Here is a 992-nt window from a genome sequence, read left to right as displayed (position 1 = left end):
TCGGCGTCGGGCTGTTCGAAGATGGTGCGCAGCATGGTGGCCACCCATGGCTGGGCCGACTTCGGAACGCGCGTGATCAAGTTTCGCGCGTAGTGGGTTCGACACCTCTGCCAGGACGCGCCCGGCAAGGTGGAGGCGATCGCGTCGCGCAGCCCGGCGTGGCAGTCGGAGGTCACCATCAGCACGCCGGACAGGCCACGGGCGACCAGGCCGCGCAGGAACGCTAGCCAGCCCGCGCCGTCCTCGCTGGAGACGACGTCCAGGCCGAGGATCTCGCGTTGGCCGTCGGCGTTGACGCCGGTGGCGACCAGGGCGTGCGCGGTCACCGTCCGGCCGCCCTCGCGGACCTTCTGGGTCAGCGCGTCGATCCAGACGAAGGTGTACGGGCCGGCGTCCAGCGGCCGGGACCGGAACTGCTCGACCATCGCGTCGAGTTCGGCGGCCATCGCCGAAACCTGCGACTTCGACAATGAGGTGATGCCCATCGCCTCGGCCAGCTTCTCCACCCGCCGCGTCGAGACCCCGAGCAGGTAGCTGGTGGCCACCACACTGGTCAGCGCCCGCTCGGCGCGGCGTCGCTTGTCCAGCAGGAAGTCCGGGAAATAGGAGCCTTGCCGTAGCCGGGGCACGGCCAGTTCGATGCTCCCGGCACGGGTGTCCCATGGGCGGGCGCGGTAGCCGTTGCGGGTGTTGACCCGCTCGCTGCTGACCTCGCCGTAGCCAGCGCCGCACAGCTGCTCGACCTCGGCGTCCATCATCCGCTGGGCGAACTCGCGGATCATCGTCCGGAGCAGGTCCGGGCTCGCTGCGGCGAGGGTGTCTTCCAAGTACTCCCCGGCAGCGGGCACAATGTCATTGACGGCCACTTCGTCCCCTTCGTGTTGATGTGAGCGAATCGAAGGATTACGGAGTGGCCGTCTCTTGTCACATGGATCTCACCCGTACCAGTCCAAGGGCTTGATCACCCGCACACCATCTCCCTGGACGTGAAC

Annotated in this window: 1 protein-coding gene; it reads right to left on the bottom strand. The window is 68.0% G+C overall.

Annotated elements, in window-relative coordinates; genetic code table 11:
• On the bottom strand, positions 1–851 hold an 851-nt coding region (locus ABN273_RS59240; protein WP_349458604.1), incomplete at its 3' end, for an IS256 family transposase.
• Positions 852–992: the final 141 nt, after the last annotated feature.

This window comes from Nonomuraea sp. B19D2 (assembly GCF_040137845.1).
In the GTDB taxonomy this organism is placed as follows: Bacteria; Actinomycetota; Actinomycetes; order Streptosporangiales; family Streptosporangiaceae; genus Nonomuraea.
The sequence above is the reverse complement of the archived record's forward strand: the minus strand, read 5'-3'. Positions and strand labels throughout refer to the sequence as shown.